A 23,138-nucleotide genomic window follows, 5' to 3' on the forward strand; every position below is an offset into this window, starting at 1 on the left:
AAACAAGAACGCCATATCAGGAGCACCCGCACCATGTCCGACTTTGAGGACATCCAGATTTTTGTCCGCGTAGCCGAACTTGGAAACCTGTCTGCCGCCGGGCGCGAGCTGCGCCATTCGGCGGCGGTTGTTTCAAACCGGATTGCACGCCTTGAAGAACGGCTAGGTGTACGGCTTTTGAACCGCACCACACGCCGGGTCAATCTGACGACCGAGGGCGATGTTTATTACCGACACTGCCTGCGAATTCTCGCTGAAATGCAGGAAGCCGAAAACGCCATCGCCAACCAGAAAAACACCACGCGCGGCCCAGTAACGCTGACCTGCCCGATTGCGTTTGGCAATAAATATGTCGCACCGATCATCCCGAAATTTGTTGAGAAGAACCCCGATGTGCAGATCAGGCTGCACCTTTCCGACCGGTTGCTTGACCTGCTTCAGGACAAGGTCGATCTTGCCATTCGCATTGCCGAGTTAAAGGAAAGCTCGCTGATCGTGCGCAAGCTTGCGGCCAACAAACGCACGCTGGTGGCAAGCCCAGCCTATCTGAAACGACATGGCATTCCCAAGGCGCCGGGCGACTTGTTGCATCATAACTGCCTGTTGCTGCGATTTCCGGGATCACGTCAATATCAATGGACCCTGCTCGGCTCACAGGAAGAAGGCCCGGTGACCCTGTCGGTTTCGGGATCCATGGATTCAGACAATGGTGAAGTGCTGACCCGCTGGTGCCTTGACGGGCATGGCATCGCCCTTAAATCCTACTGGGAAGTCGGCGAATATATCCGCAACGGCCAGCTTCAGGTGGTTCTGCCCGATTACACGCCGCCAGCCCATGCGGTTTACGCGCTTTATCCCGAAAACCGTTACCTGCCAACACGTGTGCGGGCCTTTGTCGATTTTCTGGTAAGCGAGTTTGGCGGGACACCGCCATGGGACAAGAGCTAATACAAATCCGTATATCCACAAAACGCCCCAATAGATGCAAGGCGTTTTGCGGCTCTTGTTTGTATTACTTTTTGATTTCCGACAGATACCCACCCAGAACAGCCGCGACATTAAACCCGATGACGTCATGGGCATAACCACCTTCCATGACAAAGACGGTTTTCAATCCCAATCGCCCGATCATTTGTCCGATCCGTTTGAAATCATCGGTTTGCAGTCTGAAATCGCACAGCGTTTCCGCTTCGTGAGCGTCAACGCCAAGGGCGATCACCAGGGCTTCGGGCTGCCATGTGATGATTTTCTGAATGGCCTTTGAAAAACCTTGTGACCACGGCCCAAAATCCGATCCGCCGGGAAGCACGATATTCAGGTTCGCCCCGTGCCCGTCCAGACGACCGGTTTCGTTTTCATAGCCCATGAAGAACGGAAACTGGTGTTTCGGGTCGGCATGGATCGAGACAGTCAGAACATCACCACGGTCATAGAAAATATCCTGCGTTCCGTTGCCATGATGGTAATCGATATCAAGTATCGCAACCTTTCTAGCACCCTTGGCAATCATCTGCTGGGCAGCAATGGCCGAGTTATTGAGGAAGCAATATCCGCCATAACGATTGGCATGCGCATGATGTCCCGGCGGGCGGGTCAGGGCAAAGGATGCCTCGCCATCGTTCCAGACAGCATCGGCCGCCGATACCACGGTTTGCGCGCCCCAATAGGCCGCCTTCCACGTTCCCTTGGTAATCGGGGTGTCGGACGAAATGGCATATTGTCCAAGACGCGCGCTGATATGGGCGGGTTTGCCGCCTGAAAATCCGGCTGTTGGCCAGACATAGGGAAAAGCGTCGTGGTCGTTGCCCGCCGCATTCCAGTCCGCCCATGCGTTTTCAAGAAAGGCCAGATAATCCGCATCATGAATTGAGGCAATCGGTGCCATGCCGTGATCGGCCGGATCAACAAGTTGCGCCTGCACCGAGTGGGCCACCGCATCACGGATAATTGCCATACGGCGGGAATTTTCAAAGCATGGAATCAAACGCCCATGGTGCATTTCACCATTCCCGTCATGGGCATCGTGGCGGGAATTAAAAAACACACGCATGACTGACTTCCTTTCCGGCAAAGGCGATAAGGGGCATCTATCCCCTTATCGTAGCAGAAAGTTCTTAACAGGTAGCTATTTGCGCGCGGTGCTGTAAAGCAGTTCGGCGATGGTATCGAGGAACCCGCCCAGCTGCTTGCGCAGATTTTCAGACTCCCGCGCCAGTTTGCCCGCCATATCGCGGGTGGTATCGGCAGCCTCGCCAGTCTGACCGGCCATTTCCGAAACCACCGTGATATTGTCGGTCACTTCCTGTGCGCCGCTGGACGCCTGTTCGACATTGCGGGTGATGTTTGATGACAATGCCGTCTGGGTTTCAACATTATTAGAAATCAGATCCGAACGGATGGCCAGATCATCAATGACAGATGCAATCTCGCGGATCGAATTGACAGAAGCTCCGATCGCATTCTGGATGTCCTGTACTTTTTCCTCGATCGATTCCGTTGCCTTGCTGGTCTGATTGGCAAGGCCCTTGACCTCATTTGCAACCACGGCAAATCCCTTGCCCGCCTCGCCTGCACGGGCGGCCTCAATGGTCGCGTTCAGAGCCAGAAGGTTGGTCTGTGCCGCGATATCGCGGATAAAGCTGACGACTTCGACAATTTCGCCTGCAGCTGCTTCGAGCTGGCCGATACGCCCATCCGTTTCCCGTGCCAGGCCATTTGCACGATTGGCAATTTCTACCGATTCACGGGCCTGATCGGCAACAGTGCGGATCGACTGATTGAGTTCTTCGGATGCCTCGGACACGCCAGCGACATTGGCCGCCGTTTGACGGGCCGCGGCGGCAACGTTTGTCGAACGCGAACTGGTTTCATGCGCAATACGATTGGCGTCACCCGATGCGCTTGAAAGCGCGCCCGCGGCCTCGGCAATCTGATCAACGGCTTCGAATGAACCACTTTTGAATTCTTCAACGATGGTATTGAAACCGGTCAGTTTTTGCTCAATCGACGCGGTCGCCGCATTGATTTTCTGTGCCGAAGTCAGATAGGCCCCGACAAGCCCGGTTTCGACAATCCGACGATAATACCGGTTTTCAGAAACAGCCCCCATCGATGCCGCACTTTCCCGCAGGAAGGCGTCATTGCGGTCGATCAGTCTGTTGATCGCGATGAAAAGTTCGCGCATGTCGGGATGACTGTCGACATTGGTAATGCGCGCTTCGTAATCCCCTTCGGCCGCGGCCAGAACAACGTTCAGTGCCTTTTTGATCCCCGATTTGCTAGAACCACCAAATAGCGACATTTTGAAACCTCGAATTAGCAAACAGCCTAAAGGCTTTGAATGAATTTGTCGTATGCCAGACCGGCATCTGAAAGCTTTTGCGCCAGAGCTTTTTCCGCGGCGATCATGCCGTCCTTGCGGTTGGCGGTGCTTTCTTCGATCTGGCGGAGTTCCGCATAAAGCGGGATGATCGTGTCTTTAAGAACCTTTGGATCCGCCACCCGACGGTTCGAGTGGTAGGCGATGATTTTGCCATTCGCGTCAAGACTGGGCGTAATATGGGCGTACACCCAGTAATGATCGCCGTTCTTTGACATGTTGACGACATAGGCGAAAATCTCGTGACCGGCGGCGATTTCATCCCACAACAATTTGAAAACACAGCGCGGCATATCTGGATGACGAATAAGCGAATGAGGCTGCCCGAGAACTTCCTTTTCATGGTAGTCAGATAGACGCAGGAAAACCTCGTTAGCATATGTAATCCGGCCTTTAAGATCAGTTTTGCTGACGATCAGTTCTTCCGGCTCGAAATGACGTTCCTTGCCCGTTGGTTTGGCCCTGACTGGCGTTTGGCTCACGTTTCTTTCCCCGATTTTCTGTCCGATTACCTGCTATTTTAGATCACAGCAGTTTGAATGCCCGGATACCATGTAACGATATATCCGCGAATGATAAATGTAAAATATCCATGTGATACATAGACTAAGCATGATGATAAAAATTAGATAAATATAATTGGCCCCCACAATCCCAACATACAATAGTAGGATCGACCAACGATCATGTCTTGTCAGGCGGTCATCCTTTTGATCTTCTGATCAGGGGGTGTCTGCAGGGAAGCAACATGACAAAAGATCTTCGGGACTTTCCATTTCGCGTGGTGATCCATGAAAAGCGCTCCGCCCAGGGCGTGCTTGACTGGCTGGACAAGAATATCCGCAGCGACAGATGGACCATGGGCATTCGCAATATCGAACTGCCGCGCGCGACCCAATCCGCCCCCATCGTCGATCTGGTGATCTATTTTTCCCGGCGGGAGGATATGGAGCTTTTCCGTGAACGATGGGCTGGCAAGACGCGCGAGCACAAGGTCAAACTGAAATTCTGGCGCGCTGCACTTTATGCCTTGCTGCACCCGAAAATGGAAATGATCGCCTACGAAAAAATCGACGACAGCCCGAAACGCATCCGCCCGGGGGATCCGGAAACAAGCATCAAGAAATCCTGAAACGAAACAACCCCGCACCAGATGCGGGGTTGTTCGTCGTGCAGCCCTCAAGAGGCTTGCAGATCGTGATTATTTCGGCAGTTCGGCATCGATGCCTTTGATGTACCAGTCCATGCCCAGAAGCATTTCGTCGGTTGCATCTTCGCCTTCCTTGATCCGCAATTCGCCAGCCTGATCATAGATCGGGCCTGCGAACGGGTGAATTTCACCCGATGCGATCTTGGCTTCGGTTTCTTCGGCCAGTGCTTTTACGTCGTCCGGCATGTTGGTGTAAGGTGCCATGTCCACCATACCGGAATCAATACCGCCCCATGTGTCGATTGATTCCCAAGTACCATCCATGACAGCCTTGGCGCGTGCGACATAATATTCATCCCAATGGTCAACAATCGCGGTCAACTGTGCCTTCGGGGCGAATTTGATCATGTCGGATGCCTGACCAAAACCAACAACACCGCGGTTCTCGGCAACCTGAAGCGGAGCCGGGCTATCTGTGTGCTGGACCATGATGTCAGCACCCTGATCAATCAGGGCCTTGGCTGCGTCGCCTTCTTTGCCCGGATCGTACCAGGTGTTTGCCCAGACGATTTTGACTTTAACGTCCGGGTTAACCGACCATGCACCAAGCATGAAGGCGTTAATGCCACGAACAACTTCCGGGATCGGGAACGAACCGACATAGCCGACAATGTTCGATTTGGTCATTTTACCAGCGATTACGCCTGCAACATAACGACCTTCATAGAAACGCGCGGCATAGGTCGAAACGTTTGCATCACGTTTGTAACCGGTTGCATGTTCGAATTTCACATTCGGGAACTGCTTGGCGACCTTGACAGTCGGGTTCATGAAACCGAACGAGGTGGTGAAAATCAGGTTATGGCCGGTCTGAGCCAGCTGACGGATCACACGTTCAGCATCGGCACCTTCCGGAACGCTTTCGACGTAACTGGTGGTGGCATTGTCACCAAGGGCCGCCTCGATCGCCTGACGACCGATGTCGTGACGATAGGACCAGCCGTGGTCACCAATCGGGCCGACATAAACAAAGCCGGCTTTGACGTCTTCAGCCTGGGCTGCACCCATGCCGAGTGCAAGTGCACCGGTTGCCACAACGGCGGCAAGCGTGCGCTTCACGAGGTTTGCATTCATTATCTGGTCTCCCTGTTAATCAGCTAATCAGGATTTAAACCCAATTGTTTACGCAATCAATGACGTGTTCTTGTCCAGACCAAGACTCAGCCAAACCGGCCGCATGACACAAGACCGGTTTGATTGAGTGTTGGTCCGATACGCACTTCCTCCCACCGGGTCGGGGTATCCTTTGACGCACCCCGATCCCGTTTCACCAGCCCTATTGTGCGGGCCGGAACGCCTGCCCGATACAGGCAGGTGCATTCAGTCTGATCTTTGCGCGATCACTGGAAATGATCACCAGCACAATCACGGTCGCAAGATATGGCAGCATCGACATGAATTGCGACGGCACATGCACGCCTGCACTTTGCGCATGAAGCTGCAATACCGAAATAAGCCCGAACATATAGGCCCCCGCCAACAAACGCCCCGGACGCCAGGTTGCAAACACGACAAGCGCCAACGCGATCCAGCCGCGCCCGGCTGTCATGTTTTCGGCCCACATCGGCGTATATGACAGTGACAGATACGCCCCGGCAAGCCCCGCCATTGCCCCACCAAACATGGTCGCCATATAGCGGATTTTGATCACGGAATAACCAATGGCATGCGCGGAATGATGCGAATCACCAACCGCCTTGAGGATCAGCCCCCCACGCGTACGCGACAGGAAGAACCCAACCGCAATCACCATCACAATCGACAGATAAACCAGAAAATCCTGACCAAACAGGATTTCGCCAACCAGCGGAATATCGGTTAGAACCGGGATATGCAACCCCGGGAGCGGTTCGATCGCAAAGCCGACAAAGCCGGAACCAACAAGGGCTGAAAAACCCACCCCGAAAATGGTCAGCGCCAGACCCGTTGCGACCTGATTGGCCATCAGGGTCAGGGTCAGAAAGGCGAAGATCAGCGACATCAGCATCCCGGCAATGATCGCCGCCAGAATGCCCAGAATGGCAGAGCCGCTTGATGCGGTGACCGCAAACCCGGAAATCGCACCGACCAGCATCATGCCTTCGACACCAAGGTTAAGCACCCCGGATTTTTCGGTAATCAGTTCGCCGGTCGATGCCAGCAGAAGCGGGGTCGATGCCGTAATCACGGTCAGGATCAGTGGAATGAGCCAATCCATTATGCGGCCTCCCCTTTGGCTGCCGGGGTTCCGAAACGAACCCGGTACTTGGTCAAAACATCACAGGCCAGCAGGAAGAACAGCAAAATCCCCTGAAACAGGCCGGTCACCGCATTTGGCAGCCCCAGCGTAATCTGGGCCAATTCCCCGCCCAGATAGGTCAGCGCCATAATCAGCCCGCCAAACAGGACACCCAGCGGATGCAACCGCCCAAGGAAGGCAACGATAATTGCCGTAAACCCGTAACCGGGAGATATGGCGGGCTGCAACTGACCAATCGGCCCGGCGACCTCGAACAAACCGGCAAGACCGGAAAGTGCGCCGCCCAGCAACAGGGTAAACCAGACCATGCGCTTCTGACGGAAACCGACATGGCGGGCAGCCTGTGGGGCCTTGCCCACCACGCGCAGCTGGAACCCGATTACGGATTTTGACAGTAAAATCCAACCGGCAATCACCACCAGCACCGCAAAGGCGGTTCCAAGGTGAACGCGCGTGCCGTCATAAATCACCGGCAGCAGACCTGCATCCGGGAACGGACGGGATTCAGGGAAGTTGAATCCTTCGGGGTTACGCCACGGACCATGCACAAGGAAGCTTAGAAACAGCGTTGCGACATAGGTCAGCATCAGGCTGGTCAGGATTTCGTTGGCATTAAATCGGGTGCGCAAAAGCGCCGGTATCGCCCCCCAGAACGCCCCGCCGATTGCCCCAAGAACAAACATTGCGGGCAGGAGGAACATGCTTTCACTGTCATAAAAATAAAGCGCAAGACCACCGCCGAATATGGCGCCCATGGTCAATTGCCCCTCGGCACCGATGTTCCAGACATTGGCGCGGAACCCCATCGACAGCCCGATTGCGATGATCACAAGCGGGGTTGCCTTCACAAACAGTTCAGAAATGCCATAGCTGTTGTTGATCGGCAGGATGAAAAATGTGTAAAGCGCATCAAACGGGTTCTTGCCCATAAAGGAAAAGATGATCCCGCCGACTATCAGCGTCATGAGAATTGCCAGAACCGGCGACAGATAGACCATCGCCTGACTATGCTGGCGACGGGGTTCAAGCCTGACCAACGCGATCTCCTTCGATAAGCTCTTTCGTCTTCAGGGTTACGTCGCCGTCCAGATCGTGAAGTCCCCCCATCAACAAACCGATTTCCTCGACACTGACGTCGGCCATCGCCCGCGGGGCGGACATCTTGCCTTCGGCCATCACCACCACCTGATCACAGATGGCGAAAATTTCGTCCAGATCCTGCGAAATCACCAGAACCGCCGTGCCCTTCGCCGCCAGATCAAGCAATGCCTGATGGATGGCACTTGCCGCACCGGCATCCACACCCCAGGTCGGTTGGGAAATCACCAGCACGCCTGGATCCTGAAGGATTTCACGCCCGACGATAAACTTCTGAAGGTTCCCCCCCGACAGGCTTCCAGCCTCGGCAGAGGCACCGGTGGTGCGTACATCAAACGTCTTGATGATCTTGTCGGCAAATGTACGGGTTGGGACTTCGCGGATCAAACCACGTGCAGACAGCGCCATGCGCCGGAACGCGGTCAAAAACCCGTTTTCCGCAAGATTCATGTCAGGGACCGCTCCATGCCCGTTGCGTTCCTCGGGCACAAAAGCCGCGCCAAGCCGACGACGGCGGCGCGGACCAAAATGTGCAACCGGATTGCCATCAATCTTGATGCAGTCCGGCGCGACGATAATCTCGGTTTCGCCAGCCAGTGCCTGAAACAGCTCGTTCTGGCCATTTCCGGCAACACCGGCAACGCCCATGATTTCGCCGCCCCGCACCTTAAGGCCAATCCCCTTAAGGTCTGTGCCAAACTGTTCGTCGCTGATCAGTGAGAGATCGGAAATATCAAGACGCACATCACCGAATTTGCGGGTACCGCTACGATCGGGTGCTGTCAGTTTCTGGCCAATCATCATTTCGGCCATGGATTTCGCCGTTTCCTCGCGCGGGTCACAGCCGCCGACAACCTTGCCACCGCGCAATACCGTCGCCTTCTGACACAGTGCTTTGACCTCGTGCAGTTTGTGGCTGATGTACAGGATCGCGCAACCTTCATCGGCAAGACGGCGCAATGTTTCAAACAGCTTTTCGACTTCCTGTGGGGTTAAAACCGATGTGGGCTCGTCTAGGATAAGCAGTTTGGGATTTTGCAGAAGACATCTGACGATTTCGATCCGCTGCCGTTCGCCAACCGAAAGTGTGTAAACATGGCGATCAGGATCAAGCGGCAGGCCATAGGTCTTTTCGACCTCGATCACCTGCTGACGCAGGGCGGCCATATCGCGCACGTCATTCATCGCCAGTGCGATGTTTTCCAGAACCGTCATGGTTTCGAACAGCGAGAAATGCTGGAACACCAGACCAACACCCATTTCGCGCGCGTCATGCGGGCTATGGATCGTGACTGGCTTGCCCTCCCACAGCAATTCGCCCAGATCTGCCTGCAGCACACCATAGATGATTTTTACAAGCGTACTTTTACCCGCACCATTTTCCCCCAGAAGGGCATGGATTTCACCAGGTTCGATACGGAAACTGATATCGTCATTTGCCAGACAGCCCGGAAAGGCCTTGGTCACACCGCGCACTTCAAGCTGCGCTGGTTTTGACCCGCCTGTCATAGCCAAGCCTGTATCTGATCCGGTATTCCCGGTCGTCGACGTCACTGCTGCCACCCCTAAATTGCGATCCGATCACGCACACCGAAGGTATTACCCGTTCACGGTTTGCTAATCAAACGGTCTCAATACGCGATTTTATCTTCTTTGGCATCCCAGGCCGCAAAGACATCACGCGCTTCCCCTAAATCCAGATGTTCGCACGGCAGGCTCCGATCCCGGATCGGTTTTGCCACTTCATCATACAGGAATTGATCGTCAAAGCCGATTGCCGCGGCATCTTCGCGGGAATTGGCATAATAGATTCGATCAAGACGGGCCCAATAGATCGCCGCAAGGCACATCGGGCAGGGCTCGCAACTGGTGTAAATTTCGCATCCGGCAAGATTAAAGGTACCAAGCTTTTCGCAGGCCGCGCGGATGGCGCTGACCTCGGCATGGGCGGTCGGATCGTTGCTGGATGTTACCTTGTTCCAGCCTTCGGACATGACTTCGCCGTCCTTGACAATGATTGCCCCGAACGGACCGCCACAGCCTTCTTCCATTTTCGTCCGCGACAAATTCACGGCATGGAGCATGTGTTTATGCTTGGCATCACACACAGCCAAATCTCCCTATATGAACTCCTGATCCGGTAAACGGATCCTCCTGATCAGGCCGCTATTGGCGCGGCCCTTTATCATTTATATGCCTTGCAATGAAGGCCTTATCATCCGGCAAGGCCATCTTGTGCGACCCTGTTCACCGGATATTGCGCCAGACGTGCTTCACGCACGGACAGCAATTGCACCGCGACCGATGCCGCAATGATTGCCGGCTGTTTGCCGCTAATGCCCTGAATTCCAATCGGGCATGTCAAACGACCGATTTCCGCATCCCCCAACTCGCGATCTTTTAATCGCCGGACAAAGCGCGCACGTTTGGTCTGACTTCCGATCATGCCGACAAAACCAAGATCATTCCGCATCAAAGCCGCCCGACAGATATCAAAGTCCTGCGCGTGGCTGTGCGTCAGGATCAGCGCGAAGGCACCAAGCGGCATGTCGCCCACCTCGTCCTGTGGCCTATCGCTTTGATGCAGATGCAGTTTTGCTGTTTCTGGCAGGGTCAGGTATTCATCACGCGAATCGATCAGATGAAGATCGAATGGCAAGGGTGCCAGTGCCTGAACAATCGCCTGCCCGACGTGCCCGGCACCAAACAGCCAAAGCGGTGTTGCACCGTCGTCAAGCCGCAGGCAAAGTTTCCGTTCTTCGCCCGCTCCCGACAAACCGCCGCGCACACCTGTAAAAAGACGATCCAGTGCTTCGGCATCCGCAGCACTGGCAGTTTCAAGATGTCGGCTTTCGCCCATCGGCAACAATACCCAGTCACCATGACCAGTACCGACGCGGTTTTGTGTGCTGCTTATTGCGGTGGCCAGCTGATGCTTTTGCATCGGGTTCAGCCGGTGAAATGTAATATCGACAGCGCCCCCGCAACATTGCCCAAGCCCCGGCCCCAAGGGGAAAGGAACCAGTTCCGCAATGATATCGCCCTGCGATGCAAGAGCTTGACGGGCACGCAATGTGACCTGATGTTCCAGATTGCCGCCGCCAATCGTTCCGGCAATGGCATTTTCGCTGACCAGCATAAACGCCCCAGCCTCCCGCGGGGTGGACCCGCGAATGGCCGCCACACTGATTAGCATCACCGGATCAGGGGACTGCAACACAGCAATATGGGCGTCATGGGACAGGCGCATGATGCTATTCCCCCGCCGCCGGAACCGCATCATGACTTTGGGCGATCATGCCCTTTGCCACATTTGCGACCGCATTCAGGACGGCTTCGGGGGTTGCCGGCGCATCGAGCATCGGGATCACCTTGTAATTCCCGACCGATGCAATCGCATCAGCAATTGCACGATGCACTGAAATCGCCAGCATCAGGGGCGGCTCACCAACTGCCTTGGATCTGTGAATGGTTTTTTCAACATTTCTTCCGGATGACCATAACTCAAGCCGGAAATCATCCGGACGATCCGAACATGCGGGAATTTTATAGGTGGACGGCGCATGCGTGCGCAAACGCCCTGCATCATCCCACCACAATTCCTCGGATGTCAGCCATCCCATGCCTTGAATAAAGCCGCCTTCGATCTGACCACGGTCAATCGCCGGGTTCAGCGACCGGCCGACATCGTGGCTGATGTCAACGCGGGTCACCTTGTATTCACCGGTCAGGGTATCGATCATCACCTCGGAACAGGCCATGCCATAGGCGAAGTAATAGAACGGCCGACCCGATGCGGTTTCACGGTCATAATGGATTTTCGGTGTTGCGTAATAGCCCGTAGCCGAAAGCGAAACACGCGCCAGATAAGCCTGTTTGACCAGATCGGCAAATTCCAGTTCGGTCACATCACCAACAATCACCCGGTCCGGAACAAACCGGACGGCAGCCTCGGCAACACCGTATTTCTCAGCCGCAAACGCAATCAGGCGGGATTTAATAGTTATCGCGGCGTCGCGCGCGGCCATGCCGTTCATATCCGCGCCGCTTGAGGCTGCGGTTGCCGATGTGTTGGGAACCTTGCCAGTATTGGTTGCCGTGATCTTGATCCGGTCGAGATCAATCTGGAATTCCTCGGCCACGACCTGGGCGACCTTGATAAACAGACCCTGCCCCATTTCCGTCCCCCCATGGTTCAGATGCACCGATCCGTCCTGATAAATATGGACCAGCGCACCGGCCTGATTAAGGAAGGTCGTGGTAAAGGAAATGCCGAACTTGACCGGCGTGATTGAAATGCCGCGCTTGATCACCGGGCTTTGCGCATTGAACGCGTCGATTTCTTTGCGGCGCTTGCGATAATCGCAAGATGCCAGAATGTCATCGGTCAGTTCCGAAAGGACGTTATCCTCGACCGTCATGTGATAGGGCGTCGTGTTGCGGTCGGTTGTCCCGTAATAGTTGGCGATCCGCACATCAAGCGGATCGCGGCCAATCATCATGGCGATTTCATCGATGATCCGTTCAATCGCAACCATGCCCTGCGGCCCGCCAAAGCCTCGAAACGCGGTATTGGACACCAGATTGGTTTTGCAGCGATAGGACCGGATTTCGACATCGCCAAGGAAATAGGCATTGTCGGTATGGAACATCGCGCGATCACAGATCGCGGCCGACAGATCAGCCGAGAAACCGCAATTGGCAGCATATTGAATATCCAACCCGCAAATCCGGCCATCATCATCAAAGCCGACATCATATTCGACGATAAAGTCATGGCGTTTGCCGGTCATGACCATGTCATCATCGCGGTCCAAACGCATTTTCGCCGGGCGACCGGTTTTAACCGCAACAATCGCCGCCAGTGCCGCCCATTGTGATGCCTGCGTTTCCTTGCCACCGAAACCACCGCCCATACGGCGCACTTCGACGGTTACCGCATTGGCGGGACGACCAAGGACATTGGCGATATTGTGCTGAACCTCGGACGGATGCTGGGTCGAGCAATGCAAAAGCACATCACCGTCTTCCTGCGGAATGGCAAAGGTGATCTGACCTTCGAGATAGAAATGGTCCTGCCCGCCGATTTCCATCACCCCGGACCGACGATGTTTGGCACGTGCCAGTGCCGATTTGGCGTCACCCTGCGCAATAACATGGGGTGGTGCAACGAATTGCTGTTTTTCCAGTGCTTCCTTGACGCTCAGGATCGCGGGCAGTTCTTCATATTCGATCTCGGCCAGCCTGACAGCATTGCGTGCCTGTTCGCGGGTTTCAGCGGCAACACAGAAAACCGGCTGACCGTAAAACTGAACAATCCCGTCGGGCAGAACCGGATCATCATGGGTATGGGCGGGCGACACGTCATTGACACCCGGCACATCATCAGCGGTCAGAACACAAACCACACCGGGGGCGGATCGCACCTTTGACAGATCCATCTTCGTGATCCTGCCATGTGCGATTGTCGCCGCACCGGGGGCCAGATGAAGAGTGCCGAACGGTTCAAGAATATCGTCAACATAAACCGCTTCGCCCGCGACATGCTTCGGACCGCTGTCATGCTTGCTGGCGGAGCGAACCCCACCCGAAAGCCCCGGTGTCGGCGCTAGAAGCTCACCCGGGTCCTTGGTATCGATGGCTTTGGATGCGTTGTCAGACATGGGCGGCCTCCCTGCCAACCAGACGGGTGGCAATTTCAGGTGCCGTTGTTTCGATAAACAGTTTGGTCAGAAGGTTCTGCGCGACCAGCATGCGGTATTCTTTTGATGCCCGCATATCAGACATCGGTGCAAAATCCCTGGTCAGGGCCAGTTGCGCAGCGTTCAGACTGGCCTCGTTCCAATCCTTACCAATCAGGGCCGCCTCGCACTTTTTGGCCCGCATCGGTGTTCCAGCCATGCCGCCAAATGCCGCTCGGAACTCGACCACCTTGCCGCTGTCAACCCAAATGGCAAAGGCCGCAAGAACCGCCGTAATATCCTGATCAAACCGCTTGGAAATCTTGTAGGCCTTGAACTGCACCCCAGCGTCCGGTTTCGGAACAATGATGCTTTCAACGAACTCGCCCTTAGCCCGGTCCTGCTTGCCATAGGTGATAAAGAAATCTTCAAGGGCAACTTCGCGACGGATATCGCCCATGCGCAAAACAATCCGCGCGCCCAGCGCAATCAGGGCAGGCGGTGTATCGCCAATCGGCGATCCATTGGCGATATTGCCACCAACCGTCCCCGCATTGCGGATTTGCCGTGACCCGATCCGGCGGACCAGCTCCCCGACATCACCGGCAATCATGCCAAGCGCAGCATGAGCATCGCTATAAGTCACACCGGCACCGATGGTCAGAGCACCGTCCTTTTCGCGGACCGATTTAAGATCGGCGACATCCCCGATATAAATGATCGGATCAATCCGCTTGAGCATCTTGGTCACCCAAAGCCCGACATCCGTTCCGCCCGCCAGCACCGTCGCATCGGGATGGGCCACCAAAAGTGCGGCCAGTTCATCGCTGCTGCGCGGGGCGAAGTAACGACCCACCGGCATTTCGAGTGCCAGCATGCCTGCACCCTCGATCATAGCGGTCAATCGGGTCGCGATATCGGAACGGCGTTTTTGTTCGACCGGATCGGTTGCGCTTATGCCACCAGCCTTGCGAGCGGCCTCGATGATCGGCCCGTAACCGGTGCAACGGCAAAGGTTCCCGGCAAGGGCGTCATTGATGGCCCCCCGGTCATCCTCGCCCCCATCCAGCCAAAGCTGATAGAGGCTCATGACAAAACCCGGCGTACAGAAACCGCATTGCGAACCGTGGGTTTCTACCATGGCCTGCTGCACCGGATGAAGGCTGCCATCATCGGATTTAAGATGTTCCACAGTCAGAAGCTGCTTGCCATCAAGGGTCGGCATAAACTGGATACAGGCATTGACCGTCCGGTAACGCATGCTGCCCATTCCATCCGGTTCGCCCAGAATAACCGTGCAGGCACCGCAATCGCCCTCGGCACAGCCTTCCTTGGTTCCGGTCTTGCGCTCGTTTAAGCGCAGCCAGTTCAGAACCGTCATTTGCGGATCGATATCACGCAGGCTGCGTTCTTCGTTTCCGAACAGAAACCGGATATCATCGCGCTTATCAAGGGCCGGTTTGGTCATGATGGCCTCAGCTACCGCGATAGGTGGAATAGCCAAACGGCGAAAGCAGCAGCGGCACATGATAATGCGCCTGCGCATCTGAAATACCGAACCGGATTACAACCTGATCAAGAAATTTCGGTTCCGGCAGATCAAGACCGATGGCATCGAAATACGCACCGGCATGAAAGACAAGCTGATACTCGCCCGGCTTGAACGAGGCACCATCAAGCATTGGCGCATCGGTTCGCCCGTCGGCATTGGTTACAGCTTCGGCGACCAGATCATCATGGCCGTCACCAAAACGGTGCAGCTCGATCCGGATGCCGCCCGCCGGGCAACCTTTTGCCGTATCTAGAACATGGGTAGTCAGTCGTCCCATGCCGGGCCTCCTATTTTCTCTCTCATGCGGTGGTCGGTCGCTTCTTCCCTGGTCGGCTTATCTGATTGATCGTTTTATGCCGAACGAACTTATAGCGTTTCAAAAAGGTCGCATTAGGACACGGATCGTGGAAAGAGGTGATAAAGTGAAACTATATCAATAATTCTTTGAAAAACGATTGCCACAGCTTCGTGCAGAATACTATCAAAGCCGGATAAAAAGCTTTTAAAAGCCAACAAAAAACCGGCCAAAGCGATTTCCCGTCCAGGAACATTATCAAAGTCATATTGATAGTGCGGCATGATCATCCATCAATCAGCGCGCAGGAGTTCTTCCTTGCTGCGCTGCGACCTATGGTTAATGCTACACCAAACAGCCCGCATGACAAAGCCGGGCGTTGCGATATCAGGAGAGGCCAAAGATGACCCAACAAAATTATGCACGCGACCTGATTGGTTATGGCCCCAATCCGCCAAAGGCCAACTGGCCGGGCAAGGCCCGTGTTGCGGTCCAATTCGTGCTGAATTACGAAGAAGGCGGTGAAAACTGCGTCCTGCACGGGGATCGCGCGTCCGAGGCATTTCTGTCGGAAATCATCGGTGCCGACATGCGCGAAGGCGTTCGCCATATGAGCATGGAGTCGATTTACGAATATGGTTCGCGCGTCGGTGTCTGGCGCATCCTGAACCTGTTCCGCGAACGGCAAATTCCGATCACCATCTTTGCCGTTGCCATGGCACTGGCCCGTCACCCGAAGGTTGGCGAAGTCGCGATGCGCGATGGTCATGAAATCTGCTCGCACGGCTATCGCTGGATCGATTATCAATACTTCCCGGAAGAACTTGAACGCGAACATCTTCACAAGGCCATCGACATCATCAGGGATGTGACCGGGGAGCGCCCGCTTGGCTGGTATACCGGGCGTACAAGCCCGAACACCCGGCGGCTTGTCGCCGAAGAAGGCGGCTTCCTATATGACGCCGATGATTACAGCGACGAACTGCCTTTCTGGTCAACTCAGACAGACACACCGCATCTGATCGTTCCCTATACGCTTGACGTCAACGACATGCGCTTTGCCGCCATACAGGGCTTCAATTCCGGCGAACAGTATTTCCAGTATCTGAAAGACAGCTTCGACACGCTTTACGAAGAAGGTGCCGAAACGCCGCGGATGCTATCGGTTGGTTTACATTGCCGTCTTGTCGGCCGGCCGGGGCGGTTTGCAGCCCTGAAACGCTTTGTCGATTATGTGCGCGGTCATGATGATGTCTGGTTTGCACGTCGCGTCGATATTGCGCGTCACTGGCGTGAACATCATCCGTTTACCGAAAACAAATAAGCATCAAGAAAAACAAGAACTGAAATGGCCGTTATGACCAAACCTGAAAAATCATTGTTCGAAACCCGACCACCCAGCACATTGGCACAAAGTGCCTTTGTCTCGCTGTATGGCGGGGTTTACGAACATTCCCCCTGGATCGCAAAGCAGCTTTATGATCGCGGCATCACGTCTGCCCTTGATACCCCCGATGCACTCGCCGACGCCATGGCAGCCGTGGTAAATGGCGCGGTTGACGATGACAAACTGACACTGCTTCGCGCCCACCCTGATCTTGCAGGCAAGCTTGCCTTGGCGGAACTGACGCATTCCTCGCAGAATGAACAAACCGGTGCCGGACTTGATCAATGCACGCCAGACGAACTTGCCCGTTTTACGCAATTGAATGACGACTATAAGAAGAAGTTCGGTTTCCCGTTCATTTTTGCTGTCAAAGGGTTCCATCGGACCGACATCCTGAACGCATTCGAACGCCGCGTTAAAAACGATGTTGAAACCGAATTTAACGAGGCCATCCATCAGGTACATCGTATCGCCAAGCTGCGCCTCGAAGCCCTTTGATCGCCAATGACCGACCTGAACAAAATAACCAATAATCAGGATTTAAAAGCCATGAGCCACCACACAAACCATGATGCCCCGGAATTTACCCGGCGTTTTGTCAATCTGGCAGATGAACGTCTGGGCGCAGAGGCAATCTTTGCAACCGATGATTTCTTTGCCGACAAGCAACGCATGCTGCAAACCACCGATGCCATTTTCTATCCGGACAAATACGATGACAATGGCAAGTGGATGGATGGCTGGGAAAGCCGCCGGAAACGTGTGGAAGGTCATGACTACTGTGTGGTGCGGCTGGCAACATCGGGCCGGATTTATGGTGTCGATATTGATACCAGCCACTTCACCGGCAACTTCCCGCCCGCCGCATCGCTTGAGGCATGCTATTGCCCGGATGGCGATCCCGCAGATGATGCGACCTGGACCGAAATCGTCGCCCCGATCGGGCTACGTGCCGGTGTTGGTGCAGAAGCCCACCATTATGCCGAAGTCACGGCAGAGGGCGTTTTCACCCATGTGCGCCTGCATATCTATCCCGATGGCGGTATTGCCCGCCTACGCGTTTATGGACGCCCGGATCGCGACTGGTCAAAAATGGCAAGCAGTGCCGATCAGGTTGATCTGGCAGCCATGATTAATGGTGGTGTGGTCCTGACATGGTCGGATGCCCATTATGGCAACCCGAATGCCATTCTGGTCCCGGGCAGAGGCATCAATATGGGTGATGGCTGGGAAACCCGGCGTCGTCGGGAACCCGGTAACGAATGGCTGATTGTTGAACTCGGCCATCCTGGCGAGATTGAAAAAATCATCGTCGATACCTGCCATTTCAAGGGTAACTATCCCGACCGGGTTTCCATTCAGGCCGCTTATGTCGATGGTGAAAAGGACAAGTCGCTGCGCGCACGATCCATGTTCTGGCAAACCATTTTGCCCGAACAGAAAATGCAGGCCGATCATATCCACGAATTTGATGCGTCAGTGATCGCAAAGCTTGGCCCGGTATCGCATTTGCGCGTCAATTCCATTCCCGATGGCGGGATCAGCCGCCTACGCATTCTTGGTAAACCGGCAAAGCGATAAGAACGATGAAACTGAAAGTCGAACCGCTAACACCGGCGTCCTTTGCCCCATTTGGCGAGGTGATATCCACCGCCACAGCTCGGGACGAATACAAGATCAATCTGGGCACAACGACGCGGTTTCACGATATATCGCGCGTTGATGTCGGGGATGAAGGTGGTGCACCAATCATCAGCATTTTTCGTGGTACACCGCGCCCGATGCCGATTGAAATCAAAATGATGGAACGCCACCCGCTGGGCTCGCAGGCCTTTATGCCACTAAGCGGTCAGAAGTTCCTGATCGTTGTGGCAGACGGTTCAGACACCCCCGTCCCCGAAAATCTGCGTGCCTTTATCTCGGATGGATCGCAGGGTGTGACCTATGCCAAGAATGTCTGGCACCACCCGCTTCTGGTGCTTGAACCAGAAAGCGACTTTCTGATCGTGGATCGCAGCGGGCCGGGCAACAACCTGAATGAGGTTGATCTGCCGATGGTCAATGGCACCACCGTCACACTTGACTGGCCGCAGACCTGATATCGCATCACCAAGACATCGCACCCTGATCGATTTCGATCAGGGTCGGTTTGCCAAACGCAGATTTGCAAGATATCGGTGCAGTTCGCTGGCATCGCCGACGACATCCTCGGCACCGGCTTGCATCAACATTTCGGCATCTTGCGGATTGCGATGGCCGCCACCAAGAAATCCGACGGATCGCATCCCGGCCGCCCCGGCGGCAATAATCCCAGCGGGGCTGTCTTCGATCACAAGACAGTTTTCCGGTTTGACACCGCATTCGCGCGCCGCATGCAGGAAGATATCCGGGTCAGGTTTGCCATTTTCCACTTCCTCGACCGAGAAAATCCGCGCCCCGAAGAAATCAAGCAGCCCCGTAATCCCAAGACACATATCAAGTCGCGCCAAATCGCTGCCTGATGCGACACAAACCGGCACGCTCAACGATTTCAACAAGGTGTCGATACCGCTAATTGCCCGAAGATCGGTTTCAAAAAGATGTGCGAGCAAATCTTCACATTCTTTCTGATACTGCGCGGCGTCAATCGCGGTTGCATGTTCATCATTCAGGCTGTCGACCATCCCGGCATAGGACACACCGCCAAAACGGCGCGCCAGATCATCCGATGAGACTTCAATGCCATAGCCTGCAAGTATCTGAACATCGACGGCAAACGACAGCACTTCGCTATCGATCAGCACCCCATCGCAATCAAAGATGACAAGATTGATCATTGTGTTGCCGCGCCGCCACCCAGATCAAGGGCAAGCAACCGTTTCTGGATTTCCTGTGACAGCACCGCACTTGGCTGCGCCTCAAGCGCGCGCTGATAAGCCGCGCGTGCCATTTCGGTTTTGCCCATCGCAAGGGCATTGTCGGCAAAATGCGCAAGATGTTCAGCCGTCGGCATGGCCTTGTTTACAGCCACAAATATCTCTTCTGCTTCCTGATATTTGCCCTGCTTATAAAGCACCAGCCCGTAGGTATCGAGCGCACCGGGATCATCGGGTGCAACCTGCAAGGCACGCTTGATCAGACGTTCTGCTTCACCCAAATTTTCCCCGCGAACCGCATAATGGAAGGCAAGCCAGTTCGCCGCACCGGCATTCCCCGCATTCGATGCCTGCGTTGCTTCTGCCAGCATGGTGTTGCGATAGGTTTCCATCACCGCCTTGATGCTATCGCTGTCAAGACCATCAACCCATGTCAGACCAACACGGACCGCCTTGCATCCCTTTCCACCTTTTTCCTGACAAAGAGCAACAGACTCCTCAACAGCGCCCAGCACGGTGGCACTCGGTCCAGCGGCATATTCAACCCCGGCCTCGTCACGCGACAATGCCTTGAAATCAATCATCGCCCGGTATCGTTCGTCAACCGGCTTTTCCGCCGGGCTTGCGAACATATCCTGGGGTTCCCATTTCGCAGAGGTATCGCCGCAGGCCGCCAGCGTTAGAAGGGCGAGGCCCGCAATGAGATGATGTGTCCGGATCAACAAAGCAGTCATTCCCTGATGCTGTTTCATGTGATGACAAAGCATAGCCTGTCCCGATTAGGCAGGCGTTAACGATACTGGCCCCACGGCACCCCACCGATCAAAAGATCGGAATAACGGGGCGAAACCGCTTTGAAATTACCATCGGCAAGATCACGTAACATTGCAGCATGGTCGATTTCGTTCTGGCCATGGAAGAAACTGGTCACAATCTGCCAATCATCATCCGCGACCTCATAACGATAGATATCAACATAATCACGCGTCGTGAAAAAGGCTGCTTCTTCCATTCCATCGCCGTCAAGATCGACCAGCAACAATGCGCACTGGTCCGGGGTTCCTGTGCCTGAACCTTCCTTGCGGCAAAAGCGGCGATCATATTCAAGCTGTGCTTCAAGCAATCTGGTTACGGCTTCCCCAGGCAAGCGATATTCCACAGGATAAACCGGAATACTGTCAATTTCGACCATCACCCGTCCGGTATCAGGATCGAAATAGCTGCGCAATTCGGCAAGTGGCGGCACCATATCGGGCTTTGCGGCATCAAGTTCGGCAAGTGCTTCTTCACCCGGCATTCCAAGATTTCGGGCAATGAAAGCAAGATCAGCCATATCCCAGTCTGCCATCGACAAAAGACGGCTTTGCTGATTGCGCGCCGAAATGCTGACCGGGTCAAGCAACGGCAGATGTATGATAAAGGCCGTCAGGGTCCCGCAAATGGCAATATGACCAAAAGCCCGGCGCAACGATACCGGGGTTGACTGGCGACGGCCAAATGCCACCACCGAAAGCCATATCGTCGCCATCAAGACAAATACCGCCGCCCAGATCGCATAAATCCGCGATGGGGTCAGTCCATATTCACGCACCCGGATATAAATCGTTGCCATCGCAATCAGGGCAAAGATCGGTGCCATCCACAATGTAAAGCGAAAGACACGATCACCGATCCGGCCAAACAAGGTTACACCTTCGCCTGCCTGCACCGCCCCAAACAGTAGGTAACTTAACCCTGCTGCAGCGGCCATCACGGTCCACCAGACACCAAATTCCTGATCCAGCAGAACTTCCCAGCCACCCAATGCCGCCGCAATCAGAAACAGGAAAAGCCCCAGAGCCTGAATCGGATAAAGAATGCGGAACATTCCGCCAATCACCTGGCGAACCGGGATCAGAAGCCCTGATTTTTCACGGGCAATCAGGATACCTGTGGCAAAGGCCGCGCCCGAAAGGGGCATCGCAACATACGCCTCACTGATCAGGTCCCAAATCTGGTCGATACCCACCAGCATAAACAACGAAGACAAGGCATAAAGAACGGGCCAGACGACACCAACCCCGACCAAACCAAATGCCAATGCCAGCTTGATTGACCAGATTTCGGGCACCAGTGCCGCCCGATCCGGATAGTTTGGTAAAACAGTCGTCTGCAACGGCCCCCATATCCGCCATATGGCGACAGCACCCCCGACCCAAAACGCCTGACAGGCGAGCAAACCGAAAATAGCAGCATCATCGGTATGGTCGAACCCGACCAGATGCTGAAGTGCCAGCACCTGAAGGGCTGCGAGGGTTGGTAGAACAAAACTCACCGCAAGATCATCACGCAGACGACGCACGCCAATGGCAAACCAGCTGCAATAGGCCAGTGCGGCAATAAAGGTCATCAGACTCGCCAGAAGATAGTCATCCTCCCAGCGATAATCGATCAGATACCAGAATGCGAAGCCATATGCCGCGCCGCTAAGGGGGAACAGCCAATGCGCTTTTTTCATCGGTTTGCCTTTGCTCGTGCCCGATTATCCGGGTCAGGTTGTCTTCATGAAAGGTATTAAAACAGAAAAAGCCGCCGGGATCATCCGATCTCCGGCGGCTTTAACTTTTTGTCTTAAAAAGACTTTTTTATGGTCTAAGCCGATCAGGCGCGGCGTTCTGCGATCATCTTTTTGATTTCGGTGATCGCCAATGCCGGGTTCAGGCCTTTCGGGCAAGTATTGGTGCAGTTCATGATCGTGTGGCAACGATACAGGCGGAACGGATCTTCGAGCGCGTCGAGACGTTCACCGGTATATTCATCACGCGAGTCAGCCAGCCAACGATAAGCCTGCAACAGAACAGCCGGGCCGAGATAACGGTCGGAGTTCCACCAGTAAGACGGGCACGCGGTCGAGCAGGAGAAGCACAGGATGCATTCCCACAGACCGTCAAGCTTCGCGCGTTCTTCACGAGACTGCAGACGTTCACCATCGGGCGGAGTCGGGCTATCGGCCTTCAGCCACGGCTCGATTGAGGCGAGCTGTGCATAAGGCTGCGACAGATCGGGCACCAGATCCTTGACCACCGGCATATGCGGCAGCGGATAGATTTTGACCTCGTCCTTGATGTCCTCGATCGGTTTCAGACACGCAAGCGTGTTGCGACCGTCGATATTCATCGCGCACGAACCGCAAATGCCTTCGCGGCAAGAACGACGGAATGTCAGGGTCGCGTCGATCTCGTTCTTGATCTTGATCAGCGCATCAAGAACCATCGGACCGCACTTATCAAGGTCAATATCGTAAGTGTCGGTACGCGGGTTATCACCGCTGTCAGGATCGTAACGATAGATCTTGAAGCTGCGGGTGTTTTTCGCGTCAGCCGGTGCAGAGAACGACTTGCCCTCTTTAACGACCGAATTGGCGGGAAGATTGAATTCTACCATCTCTCAAATCCTCTCTTGC

22 protein-coding genes are annotated in these 23,138 nt (G+C 54.8%); 6 read left to right on the forward strand and 16 right to left on the reverse strand.

Annotated elements, in window-relative coordinates; all coding sequences use genetic code 11:
- Window positions 1-33 precede the first annotated feature (33 nt).
- Complete coding sequence (locus tag TH468_RS04870) at window positions 34-948, forward strand: LysR family transcriptional regulator (RefSeq protein ID WP_085642487.1); 915 nt, start codon at window positions 34-36, stop codon at window positions 946-948.
- 64 nt (window positions 949-1,012) lie between these two features.
- On the opposite strand, the gene TH468_RS04875 is transcribed toward TH468_RS04870, so the two are convergent.
- From TH468_RS04875 to TH468_RS04885, 3 genes are all read right to left on the reverse strand, one after another.
- Complete coding sequence (locus tag TH468_RS04875) at window positions 1,013-2,050, reverse strand: histone deacetylase family protein (protein ID WP_085642488.1); 1,038 nt, start codon at window positions 2,048-2,050, stop codon at window positions 1,013-1,015.
- Between the two features lie 75 nt (window positions 2,051-2,125).
- Window positions 2,126-3,301: a methyl-accepting chemotaxis protein gene (locus TH468_RS04880; protein ID WP_085642489.1), complete on the reverse strand. Its 1,176-nt coding sequence runs from the start codon at window positions 3,299-3,301 to the stop codon at window positions 2,126-2,128.
- Window positions 3,302-3,327: 26 nt separating this feature from the next.
- Window positions 3,328-3,861 (reverse strand): PAS domain-containing protein, encoded by a 534-nt coding sequence (locus TH468_RS04885; protein WP_085642490.1) that lies wholly within the window; start codon window positions 3,859-3,861, stop codon window positions 3,328-3,330.
- 266 nt (window positions 3,862-4,127) lie between these two features.
- On the opposite strand from TH468_RS04885, the gene TH468_RS04890 reads away from it, so the two are divergent.
- Window positions 4,128-4,511 carry a hypothetical protein gene (locus TH468_RS04890; protein WP_085642491.1) on the forward strand — a complete coding sequence of 128 codons (384 nt, stop codon included), beginning with the start codon at window positions 4,128-4,130 and terminating at the stop codon, window positions 4,509-4,511.
- Window positions 4,512-4,580: 69 nt separating this feature from the next.
- Here TH468_RS04890 and TH468_RS04895 read toward each other — a convergent pair whose 3' ends face one another.
- From TH468_RS04895 to uraH, 9 genes are all read right to left on the reverse strand, one after another.
- Window positions 4,581-5,663 (reverse strand): BMP family ABC transporter substrate-binding protein, encoded by a 1,083-nt coding sequence (locus tag TH468_RS04895; protein WP_371268722.1) that lies wholly within the window; start codon window positions 5,661-5,663, stop codon window positions 4,581-4,583.
- Window positions 5,664-5,865: 202 nt separating this feature from the next.
- A complete protein-coding gene (locus TH468_RS04900) occupies window positions 5,866-6,786 on the reverse strand; it encodes an ABC transporter permease (protein ID WP_062960630.1) in 921 nt (306 codons plus the stop codon).
- Window positions 6,786-7,865 carry an ABC transporter permease gene (locus tag TH468_RS04905; protein WP_139834645.1) on the reverse strand — a complete coding sequence of 360 codons (1,080 nt, stop codon included), beginning with the start codon at window positions 7,863-7,865 and terminating at the stop codon, window positions 6,786-6,788. Before TH468_RS04905 ends, TH468_RS04900 begins: the two co-directional genes overlap by 1 nt.
- Window positions 7,852-9,435: an ABC transporter ATP-binding protein gene (locus TH468_RS04910; protein ID WP_085642492.1), complete on the reverse strand. Its 1,584-nt coding sequence runs from the start codon at window positions 9,433-9,435 to the stop codon at window positions 7,852-7,854. Before TH468_RS04910 ends, TH468_RS04905 begins: the two co-directional genes overlap by 14 nt.
- 122 nt (window positions 9,436-9,557) lie before the next feature.
- A complete protein-coding gene (locus TH468_RS04915; RefSeq protein ID WP_085642493.1) occupies window positions 9,558-10,010 on the reverse strand; it encodes a nucleoside deaminase in 453 nt (150 codons plus the stop codon).
- Between the two features lie 131 nt (window positions 10,011-10,141).
- Window positions 10,142-11,176, reverse strand: a complete 1,035-nt coding sequence (gene xdhC, locus TH468_RS04920) for a xanthine dehydrogenase accessory protein XdhC (protein ID WP_085642961.1) — start codon at window positions 11,174-11,176, stop codon at window positions 10,142-10,144.
- 4 nt (window positions 11,177-11,180) lie between these two features.
- On the reverse strand, window positions 11,181-13,589 hold the full coding sequence (gene xdhB / locus TH468_RS04925) for a xanthine dehydrogenase molybdopterin binding subunit (RefSeq protein WP_085642494.1): 2,409 nt from the start codon (window positions 13,587-13,589) through the stop codon (window positions 11,181-11,183).
- The gene (gene xdhA, locus TH468_RS04930) at window positions 13,582-15,075 is read right to left on the reverse strand and encodes a xanthine dehydrogenase small subunit (protein WP_085642495.1); all 1,494 of its coding nucleotides are present in this window, start codon (window positions 15,073-15,075) and stop codon (window positions 13,582-13,584) included. Before xdhA ends, xdhB begins: the two co-directional genes overlap by 8 nt.
- Window positions 15,076-15,082: 7 nt before the next feature.
- Entirely contained in the window at window positions 15,083-15,436 is a 354-nt protein-coding gene (uraH, locus tag TH468_RS04935; RefSeq protein WP_085642496.1) for a hydroxyisourate hydrolase, read from the reverse strand.
- 421 nt (window positions 15,437-15,857) lie between these two features.
- Here uraH and puuE point away from each other — a divergent pair, with 421 nt between their 5' ends.
- Genes puuE through TH468_RS04955 form a run of 4 tightly spaced genes read left to right on the forward strand, consistent with a single transcriptional unit; the run spans window position 15,858 to window position 18,940 of the window.
- On the forward strand, window positions 15,858-16,778 hold the full coding sequence (puuE, locus tag TH468_RS04940) for an allantoinase PuuE (RefSeq protein WP_085642497.1): 921 nt from the start codon (window positions 15,858-15,860) through the stop codon (window positions 16,776-16,778).
- 33 nt (window positions 16,779-16,811) lie between these two features.
- Window positions 16,812-17,339: a 2-oxo-4-hydroxy-4-carboxy-5-ureidoimidazoline decarboxylase gene (gene uraD / locus TH468_RS04945; RefSeq protein WP_168177083.1), complete on the forward strand. Its 528-nt coding sequence runs from the start codon at window positions 16,812-16,814 to the stop codon at window positions 17,337-17,339.
- Between the two features lie 51 nt (window positions 17,340-17,390).
- Window positions 17,391-18,422, forward strand: a complete 1,032-nt coding sequence (alc, locus tag TH468_RS04950) for an allantoicase (RefSeq protein ID WP_085642963.1) — start codon at window positions 17,391-17,393, stop codon at window positions 18,420-18,422.
- A 5-nt stretch (window positions 18,423-18,427) separates the two neighbouring features.
- Window positions 18,428-18,940 (forward strand): ureidoglycolate lyase, encoded by a 513-nt coding sequence (locus TH468_RS04955; RefSeq protein ID WP_085642499.1) that lies wholly within the window; start codon window positions 18,428-18,430, stop codon window positions 18,938-18,940.
- A gap of 39 nt (window positions 18,941-18,979) precedes the next feature.
- Here the strand turns inward: TH468_RS04955 and TH468_RS04960 are convergent, their stop codons facing one another.
- From TH468_RS04960 to TH468_RS04975, 4 genes are all read right to left on the reverse strand, one after another.
- A complete protein-coding gene (locus TH468_RS04960) occupies window positions 18,980-19,657 on the reverse strand; it encodes an HAD family phosphatase (RefSeq protein ID WP_085642500.1) in 678 nt (225 codons plus the stop codon).
- Window positions 19,654-20,430, reverse strand: a complete 777-nt coding sequence (locus TH468_RS04965) for a tetratricopeptide repeat protein (RefSeq protein ID WP_246832213.1) — start codon at window positions 20,428-20,430, stop codon at window positions 19,654-19,656. Before TH468_RS04965 ends, TH468_RS04960 begins: the two co-directional genes overlap by 4 nt.
- A gap of 56 nt (window positions 20,431-20,486) precedes the next feature.
- Window positions 20,487-22,193 carry a DUF4153 domain-containing protein gene (locus TH468_RS04970; RefSeq protein ID WP_085642502.1) on the reverse strand — a complete coding sequence of 569 codons (1,707 nt, stop codon included), beginning with the start codon at window positions 22,191-22,193 and terminating at the stop codon, window positions 20,487-20,489.
- A gap of 143 nt (window positions 22,194-22,336) precedes the next feature.
- Window positions 22,337-23,119 (reverse strand): succinate dehydrogenase iron-sulfur subunit, encoded by a 783-nt coding sequence (locus TH468_RS04975; protein WP_085642503.1) that lies wholly within the window; start codon window positions 23,117-23,119, stop codon window positions 22,337-22,339.
- Window positions 23,120-23,138: the final 19 nt, after the last annotated feature.

The organism is Thalassospira sp. MCCC 1A03138, assembly GCF_002115785.1.
GTDB lineage: Bacteria > Pseudomonadota > Alphaproteobacteria > Rhodospirillales > Thalassospiraceae > Thalassospira.

What these genes read in the sequence shown, in the direction of transcription:
- TH468_RS04915 (WP_085642493.1), bottom strand. Translation starts at nt 10,010, where the DNA reads ATGCTCCATGCCGTGAATTTGTCGCGGACGAAAATGGAAGAAGGCTGT.
- TH468_RS04960 (WP_085642500.1), bottom strand. Translation starts at nt 19,657, where the DNA reads ATGATCAATCTTGTCATCTTTGATTGCGATGGGGTGCTGATCGATAGC.
- alc (WP_085642963.1), top strand. Translation starts at nt 17,391, where the DNA reads ATGAGCCACCACACAAACCATGATGCCCCGGAATTTACCCGGCGTTTT.
- TH468_RS04875 (WP_085642488.1), bottom strand. Translation starts at nt 2,050, where the DNA reads ATGCGTGTGTTTTTTAATTCCCGCCACGATGCCCATGACGGGAATGGT.
- TH468_RS04900 (WP_062960630.1), bottom strand. Translation starts at nt 6,786, where the DNA reads ATGGATTGGCTCATTCCACTGATCCTGACCGTGATTACGGCATCGACC.
- xdhA (WP_085642495.1), bottom strand. Translation starts at nt 15,075, where the DNA reads ATGACCAAACCGGCCCTTGATAAGCGCGATGATATCCGGTTTCTGTTC.
- TH468_RS04975 (WP_085642503.1), bottom strand. Translation starts at nt 23,119, where the DNA reads ATGGTAGAATTCAATCTTCCCGCCAATTCGGTCGTTAAAGAGGGCAAG.
- TH468_RS04880 (WP_085642489.1), bottom strand. Translation starts at nt 3,301, where the DNA reads ATGTCGCTATTTGGTGGTTCTAGCAAATCGGGGATCAAAAAGGCACTG.
- TH468_RS04965 (WP_246832213.1), bottom strand. Translation starts at nt 20,430, where the DNA reads ATGACTGCTTTGTTGATCCGGACACATCATCTCATTGCGGGCCTCGCC.
- TH468_RS04955 (WP_085642499.1), top strand. Translation starts at nt 18,428, where the DNA reads ATGAAACTGAAAGTCGAACCGCTAACACCGGCGTCCTTTGCCCCATTT.
- xdhC (WP_085642961.1), bottom strand. Translation starts at nt 11,176, where the DNA reads ATGCGCCTGTCCCATGACGCCCATATTGCTGTGTTGCAGTCCCCTGAT.
- TH468_RS04895 (WP_371268722.1), bottom strand. Translation starts at nt 5,663, where the DNA reads ATGAATGCAAACCTCGTGAAGCGCACGCTTGCCGCCGTTGTGGCAACC.
- TH468_RS04890 (WP_085642491.1), top strand. Translation starts at nt 4,128, where the DNA reads ATGACAAAAGATCTTCGGGACTTTCCATTTCGCGTGGTGATCCATGAA.
- TH468_RS04970 (WP_085642502.1), bottom strand. Translation starts at nt 22,193, where the DNA reads ATGAAAAAAGCGCATTGGCTGTTCCCCCTTAGCGGCGCGGCATATGGC.
- TH468_RS04910 (WP_085642492.1), bottom strand. Translation starts at nt 9,435, where the DNA reads ATGACAGGCGGGTCAAAACCAGCGCAGCTTGAAGTGCGCGGTGTGACC.
- xdhB (WP_085642494.1), bottom strand. Translation starts at nt 13,589, where the DNA reads ATGTCTGACAACGCATCCAAAGCCATCGATACCAAGGACCCGGGTGAG.
- uraH (WP_085642496.1), bottom strand. Translation starts at nt 15,436, where the DNA reads ATGGGACGACTGACTACCCATGTTCTAGATACGGCAAAAGGTTGCCCG.
- puuE (WP_085642497.1), top strand. Translation starts at nt 15,858, where the DNA reads ATGACCCAACAAAATTATGCACGCGACCTGATTGGTTATGGCCCCAAT.
- uraD (WP_168177083.1), top strand. Translation starts at nt 16,812, where the DNA reads ATGACCAAACCTGAAAAATCATTGTTCGAAACCCGACCACCCAGCACA.
- TH468_RS04870 (WP_085642487.1), top strand. Translation starts at nt 34, where the DNA reads ATGTCCGACTTTGAGGACATCCAGATTTTTGTCCGCGTAGCCGAACTT.